The 7,257-nt window shown below is 65.7% G+C and carries 3 protein-coding genes; all 3 read right to left on the bottom strand.

Going from position 1 to position 7,257, the window contains the following annotated elements:
- Window positions 1–2,091: cadherin domain-containing protein (locus NNZ72_RS24145; RefSeq protein ID WP_257318224.1), on the bottom strand; the 2,091-nt coding region annotated here is incomplete at its 3' end.
- Window positions 2,092–2,166: 75 nt separating this feature from the next.
- Window positions 2,167–5,850: a hypothetical protein gene (locus tag NNZ72_RS24140; RefSeq protein ID WP_257318223.1), complete on the bottom strand. Its 3,684-nt coding sequence runs from the start codon at window positions 5,848–5,850 to the stop codon at window positions 2,167–2,169.
- A gap of 136 nt (window positions 5,851–5,986) precedes the next feature.
- Complete coding sequence (locus NNZ72_RS24135; RefSeq protein WP_257318222.1) at window positions 5,987–7,177, bottom strand: calcium-binding protein; 1,191 nt, start codon at window positions 7,175–7,177, stop codon at window positions 5,987–5,989.
- Between the last annotated feature and the right edge of the window lie 80 nt (window positions 7,178–7,257).

The raw sequence follows: 7,257 nt of genomic DNA, 5'->3' as shown, positions 1-7,257 counted from the left end.
CGTGTCGTTCCCGGCACCGCCCTTCAGCGTGTTGGCCTTGGCATTGCCGGTGATCGTGTTGGCAAGCCCGTTGCCCGTGCCGTCGATCGCCTTCGACCCCGTCAGCGTCAGCTTCTCGACATGGTTGGCGAGCGTGTAGCTGACGGAGGCCTTGACCAGGTCGGTCCCCTGGCCGGACGTCTCCACCACCTTGTCGCCCCTGTTGTCGACGACATAGGTGTCGTTGCCCTTGCCGCCGGCAAGCCTGTCGGCACCCTTCCCGCCGTCCAGCAGGTCGTTGCCGGAACCGCCTTCGAGCCTGTCGTTGCCGGAGCCGCCATAGAGCTTGTCGTTGCCGGCTCCGCCCTTCAGCGTGTCGTTCTCGAGCGTGCCGGCCAGCTTGTCGGCTCTCGATGTGCCGTTGATCGTCTTGCCCTTGACGTCGGTGACGACGACCTTGAGCGCCTGCGTGTCGGAGAGCTTGCCGTCGCTCGCCTTGACGACGACGTCATAGGTATTGTCCCGGCCCTTCGGGCTCTCGTAGTCGGGCGCCGCCTTGAAGGAGAGCTTGCCGGTCCCGGGATCGATCTTGAACAGCGCCTTGTCGGCTCCGCCCGAGATCGAATACGTGACCGCGGTCTTCTCCGGGTCGGCTGCCTTGACGGTGGTGACGGCCGTCCTGTTCTCCGCGACCTTCACGGTGGCCTTCGTGCCGCCGCCGTTCGAGGTGATGGACGGCGCCTCGTTCACATTGCCCACGGCGATGGTGAAGGCCTTGCTTATCGCGCCGCCCTGGCCGTCGGAGACCTTGACGGTGACCTTGTGGCTCTTCGCCGCCTCGTAGTCGATTGTCCCGTTGACGACGAGACGGGTCACGCCCTTCTCCGTTCTGAGCGAGAAGCGGCCGCCGGCGCTGTCCGTCAGCGTATAGGTCAGCGGGTCGCCGTCGGCGTCGGTCGCGGAAAGCACGCCCACGACCGTGTTCTTCGCTGCATTCTCCCTGACCGACGCGGCCGACAGGGAGAGCCCGGCCGGGATGTTGTTCGCGACGGGATCGAGGACGTCGATCAGCAGGTTCTTCTCGAAGCTGTTGCCGGCGCCGTCGGTGACGCGGACGGTGACCGTGTAGTCCTCCTGGCGGAGCGTTCCGGCGACCTTGAGCACCGATCCGTCGAGGACGAAGCGGCCGGCCGCATTGTCGAGCAGTTCGAATGTATGGCTGTCGCCGGCATCCTGGTCCGTCGCGCTGAGCGAGCCGACCACCGTCCCCGGCGCGGAGACGCCCTGTATCTGCGCATTGTCCAGCGCCAGGTTGGTCGGCGTGTAGTTCATCGTATCGGTGACGAGATCGTAGGTCAGGTCGTTGAACTTCAGGATCTCGATGCCGGTGAGCGTGTCGACGCCCGTGCCGCCGGCGGTCCGGGTGTCGGTGACGAGGATCGGGCCGCTCCCGCTCACGACATAGTCGTCGTAGCGCCCGTCGAAATACGCCGTATCGGTGCCGCCGCCGCCGTTGAGCGTGTCGTTGCCGCGGCCGCCGGCGATGAAGTCGTTGAACTGCGTGCCCGTATAGACGTCGTTGTAGGCGGAGCCGATGAAGCGCTGGGCGTACTGGTCGAGCTGGTTGGCGTAGAGATCGAGCCGCGCCTGCTCGGCATTCTGCCCGTACATATGCGCGACGGCGAAGTTGTGCACGGCGCCGCTCGCCTCGATCGCCACCTCCTGGGCGGAATTGGCCGGCTTGGCGTTGGCGAAGGAAAGGCCGGTGATCCTCAGCTCGACATTGCCGCCGGTGAAATAGCCGTTGGCGTCGTAGCTGCCGGCGCCGCGCGTGCCGTACTCGATCGTGTTGATCTCGCCCCACACGGTATGGCTGGAGAAGTAATATTCCAGCGAGCCGTGCGCCAGCACATATTTGGAGGCCGCGGTGGTCCCGTAGCCGAGAAATATCTCCTCGCCGGCGAAGCCGGGGCCGTTGTCGAACACCGGCATGCCGATACCGCCGAGCCCGCCTTGCCCCTGCAGGAAGCCGCCCCGGATGAAGGCTTCGAAGTCGATGCCCGCGGTCGCCGTGGAGGCGTCTATGGTGATCGTCCCAGTCGGGTCTGCCATGTTTTCATTCCCTGTCCAGTCGTCGTGCTTGATCCGGATGCGGGAGCCGCCGCGTGGACGGCTCCCGCAGCTTCCTCAGAGCAGGAAGTATCCCTTGGAAAAGGAGAGCGCGTCGTCGAAGTGGATGGCGAAGTCGGCCTTGCCGTCGCCGTTCACGTCGCCGTAGACATGGCTGTCCGACGCCTTCTTCTCGTAGCGCAGCTCCCCGGCCGTCTTCGAGAAGTCGTCCGTGCCGATGAACTTGAACGCCTGGTCGCCGCCCTTCTTCGTGCTGGCGTCGATCGAGCGGAGGTCGATCCGGTCGCCGGCCTTGCCGTCGAAGTCGTAGATCGTGTCGCGGCCCTTGGAGGCGGCAGTCGACTCCTTCACCGACTTGAAGACGAAGGTGTCCTTGCCCGAGCCGCCGTAGAGCTTGTCGGCGCCCGCGCCGCCGTAGAGCTTGTCGTTGCCGCTCTCGCCCTTCAGCAGGTCGTTGCCGGAACCGCCGTCGAGGGTGTCCCTGCCCGTGCCGCCGTAGAGCTTGTCGCTGCCCGAGCCGCCCTTGAGCGTGTCGTTCCCGGCACCGCCCTTCAGCGTGTTGGCCTTGGCATTGCCGGTGATCGTGTTGGCGAGCCCGTTGCCCGTGCCGTTGATCGCCTTCGATCCCGTCAGCGTCAGCTTCTCGACGTGGTTGGCGAGCGTGTAGCTGACGGAGGCCTTGACCAGGTCGGTCCCCTGCCCCGACGTCTCCACCACCTTGTCGCCCCTGTTGTCGACGACATAGGTGTCGTTGCCCTTGCCGCCTGCAAGCCTGTCGGCGCCGCCCTTGCCGTCGAGGACGTTGTTGCCGGCATTGCCGGTGATCGTGTTGGCGAGCCCGTTGCCCGTGCCGTTGATCGCCTTCGATCCCGTCAGCGTCAGCTTCTCGACGTGGTTGGCGAGCGTATAGGAGACGGAGGCCTTGACCAGGTCGCTCCCCTGACCGGACGCCTCCACCACCTTGTCGCCCCTGTTGTCGACGACATAGGTATCGTTGCCCTTGCCGCCCGCCAGCCGGTCGGCGCCGCCCTTGCCGTCGAGGACGTTGTTGCCGGCATTGCCGGTAATCGTGTTGGCAAGCCCGTTGCCGGTGCCGCTGATATTGCCGGAGCCCGCCAGCGTCAGGTTCTCGACGTTGTCGGCAAGCGTATGGGAAACGGAGGCCTTCACCAGGTCGGTGCCCTCGCCCCTCCTCTCGACCACCCTGTCGGCCTTGTTGTCGACGACGTAGGTGTCGTTGCCCGTGCCGCCCGTCAGCGTATCCGCGCCCGCGCCGCCGTCCAGCGTGTCGTTGCCGGCGTTGCCGGCAAGAGCGTTGTTGCCGCCGTTGCCGATGAGCGTGTTGGCAAGCCCGTTGCCGGTGCCGCTGATGTTGCCGGAGCCCGTCAGCGTCAGGTTCTCGACCGATCCCTTCGCCCGCGCCGTATTGGCGAGGCTGAAGGAGACGGAGGAACGCACCGTATCCGTGCCGCTGCCGCCGGTCTCGTCCACCACGTCGCCGGCATTGTCGACGACATAGGTGTCGTTGCCCTTGCCGCCGGCGAGCCTGTCGGCGCCCGCGCCGCCGTCCAGCGTGTTGTTGCCGGCGTTGCCGGTGAGGACGTTGGCGAGCGCGTTGCCCTTGCCGCTGATATTGCCCGTGCCGGTCAGGGCCAGGTTCTCGACATTGGCGGAGAGCGTGTAGGAGATCGAGGCGCGGACCGTGTCCGTGCCCTCGCCCGCGTGCTCCGTCACCACGTCGCCGGCACTGTCGACGACGAAGGTGTCGTTGCCCTTGCCGCCGGCCATCGTGTCGGCCCCGGCACCGCCGTTGATCGTGTCGTTGCCGGCCCCGCCCGAGAGCACGTCCTTGCCGCCGTTGCCCTCGATCACGTCGTCGAACAGCGTGCCGGTATAGGTGTCCGCGCCCGACGAGCCCTTGAAGTGCTGCGCGTAGGCGGCAAGCATCGCCTTGACGTGGAGGATCTCGGCGGGCGTGTTGGAGCCCGGCCCGTGCATCCAGGCCGCGGCCATGATGTTGGCCTCGCCGTAGATGCGGTTCAGCAGGCCGGAATCGTTGAAGAGATCGAGGCCGGAAATGGCCACCTCGGTCGCACCCCCGCCGTTACCGAAGGCGAGCCCCTCGACGGTACCGCCGACGACATGCACGTCCTCGCCGGTGTTCTCCGCCGAATTCGCGTCGCCCCACCAGTAGGCGAGGTCCGAGCCGGTGAGCGTCACCTTGCTGCCGTCGGAGAGCGTGTAGACATATTTCGAAGAGGTCGTCGGCGCGAAGGTCACGCCGTCCGGCAGGCTGTCGACCACCTTGGAATAGGCCGCGTCGAGATAGGTGTTCCAGTCGACGCCGCCGTTTACCCCGGCAAGCGCGGTATTGGCGTCGATGGTGATGGTGCCGCGCGCGGTGTCGCCGGCCTCGGCCGCGTCGATCACGCGGACGTCGAAGGTCTTGACGTGCGAGACGCCGCCGGCCCCCGTCGCCTTGATGGTGACGGAGTAGCTGTCCTGCGTCTCGTAGTCCAGATCGCCGTTGACCGCCAGGTAATAGCGCCCGTTGCTCTGGACGAGCGAGAACTTGCCGCCGGCGTTGTCCAGCAGTTCGGCGCCGGTCGGCACGAAGCTCAGGTCGTTGATCAGGTTGGTGACATAGCCGATCTTGGTTCCGACCGCGGCATTCTCGACCACGCCCATATAGGTCTTGCCGGTGGGGACGGCGCTGACGGTGAAGGGATCGTCGGTCGACTGGATATCGAGCGTCCGGCGGGTGACGTTGCCGGCGGAATCGGTCGCGTCGACCACCAGCTCGTAGACGCCGTTCACCGCCTGACTGCCCTCGAAGTCGAGCGGCGACTTGAGGAACACGCTCGTCGTGCCGTCCTCGTTCGTGCGCAGCATGAAGAAGCCGTTGTCGCCCTGACCGGTGGCCAGGGTGAAGGTGATCGACTCGCCCTCCGGGTCCGTGGCCGACAGGATGCCCAGCAGGGAGCCCGTGCGCGCCGATTCCGAGATCGTCGTATTGGAGATCGAGATATCGGTCGGCGGAAAATTGGTCTCGCCCTCCGTCACGCCGATGGTGAAGGTCCGCGTCGTCTCGCCGCCGTTGCCGTCGAGAACCTTGACGGTGACCTCGTGGCTCGGCGCCGTTTCGTGATCCAGCTCGCTCTTGAGGCGCAGCTCGTTGCCGACGACCTCGAAGAAATCGCTGTCGCCGACCAGCTCGAAGGTCAGCTCGTCGCCGTCGGCGTCATCCGCCGAGAGCGTGCCGACCACCGTGCCGATCTCCGAGGCGTCGCCGATCTTGTCCCAGGACAGGGCGAGATTGTCCGGGGCGGCGTTGGTTTCGCTCTCGACGAAGGAAACAACCGCATCGTATGTGGATTGAGTAAAACCGTGGTCCTCATAGACCTTTATGCCGAGACCTTCCAGATCCGCGACGGCGATGTCCTGCAGCGCGATGAACTCGTAGACCGCGGGGTTGCCCATCCTATAGGGTTCGTCACCCCATACGGGGAACTCTTCGTCGTCTGAAGTATCCTCATCGTCGTCTCCATAGGAGACGACCTTTATCTGTCCGACGAAACCGCTCCATGAGTCGGACACCTCCAGCCAGTTGTCGCCCAAACCTTGCGGGCCGCCAGTCACCGTTATCCGGATGAGAACCTCTCCGGCCGAAACGGTCGGCTCCGAGGCGGTTTCGATCGTCACCGTCGCGCCGGTTGCCATCGTAAATGTCGTCGTGGTCATGCGGTATTTCCCCTTGGATAGAGCGAAGTGGCCCGTTGCCCGAACAGCACCTGACGCAGCCCTGGCAGGGCCGCGTCAGGTGTCGCATATGATGAGGGGTCGGCCGCCGCCTCCGGCGGCCGACCGGAAGCGAAAGCTAGACGAAGATGAAGTCGCTGGCGTCCAGCGTTCCCGTCAGCGTGGTGAGCGTCACGGCGAAATCGGCCGTGGTGTCGTTGTTGTTCGAGGCATAGAGCGTGCCCGTGCCCGAATCGTACCAGGCGGCGTAGGCCGAGGCGACCGCCCCGGTGAAGCCGTTGCTGAGGCCGAGGGCGACGAGGTTGATCAGGTCGACGGAGCCCGTTCCGCTGCCGCCGGCATCGAAGTCGGTGATGGTGTCGGGAGACCCGACCGGGCTGTTCGCGACGGAGGAGAACACGAAGGTATCGTTTCCGATGCCGCCCGTGAGGATATCGACGCCCGCGCCGCCGTTCAGGATATCGTTGCCCGAGCCGCCGTTCAGCGTGTCGTTGCCGCCGTCGCCGTTGATCGTGTCGTTGCCGGCGCCGCCGTTCAGGATATCCGCCGCGGTGCCGCCGCCGATCGTGTCGTTGCCGGCACCGCCGCTGATCGTGTCGTTGCCGTTGCCGCCGACGATCGCGTCGTCGCCGGTGCCGCCGTCGATCGTGTCGTTGCCATCCTGGCCATTCAGCACATCGTTTCCGGACCCGCCGAGGATGATGTCGTCGCCGGCACCCCCGTTCAGCGTGTCGTTGCCGCCCTCGCCCCTCAGAACGTCGTTGTAGGCGCTGGCGGTGATCGCGTCGTCGCCGGCATTGCCGAGGAAGTCGATGCTGTTGCCGGCGGTGCCGAACAGCCACGTATTGAATGCGGCAGGGCTGCCGCCCGTGGTTCCGCCGCGCAGCAGGTCGAAGAGCGTGTTGTTCAGCACGTTGTTGGCGCCGTAGCCTTCGAGGCCGATATTGCTGATGGTGAAGGCCGAATCGAGGAGGAGATCATCGCCGTCGAAGCCCGCATACGGGGACGGGACCGGTACCCGTCCTCCTCCGGTGTCCGTCGTGAGGTTCTCGCCGAAACTCAGCGTGTCGAGCACGCCCGACAGGGTGCCGGTCACGTAGGTGAAGTCGCCCAGCGCCAGAACGTCGCTGTTCGTACCGCTGGGCGCCGCGATGCCGTACTGGTCGTACTGCGTGCCGCCCGCGGTGAAGATACCGGCATTGCCGGTGCCGGTGAACGGGTTCGGGCTGAAGCCCGGCGTGGCATTGTTGATGGAAGCGTTGATGTCGACGCCGTTCGGATCGTCGACGACGATGGAGATGATTGCCATTTCACGTGCTCCTTCTGATGGCGAAGCGTCCGGGTAAAGGCCGGCGCCGCCGCAAGGTTGTGTGGAAATGACCGGTCAGT

Origin of the sequence: Shinella pollutisoli, from assembly GCF_024609765.1 — a bacterium.
GTDB classification, from domain to species: Bacteria; Pseudomonadota; Alphaproteobacteria; order Rhizobiales; family Rhizobiaceae; genus Shinella; species Shinella pollutisoli.
Note: the sequence above shows the minus strand (reverse complement) of the source record. Positions and strands in the feature narration are given on the sequence as shown.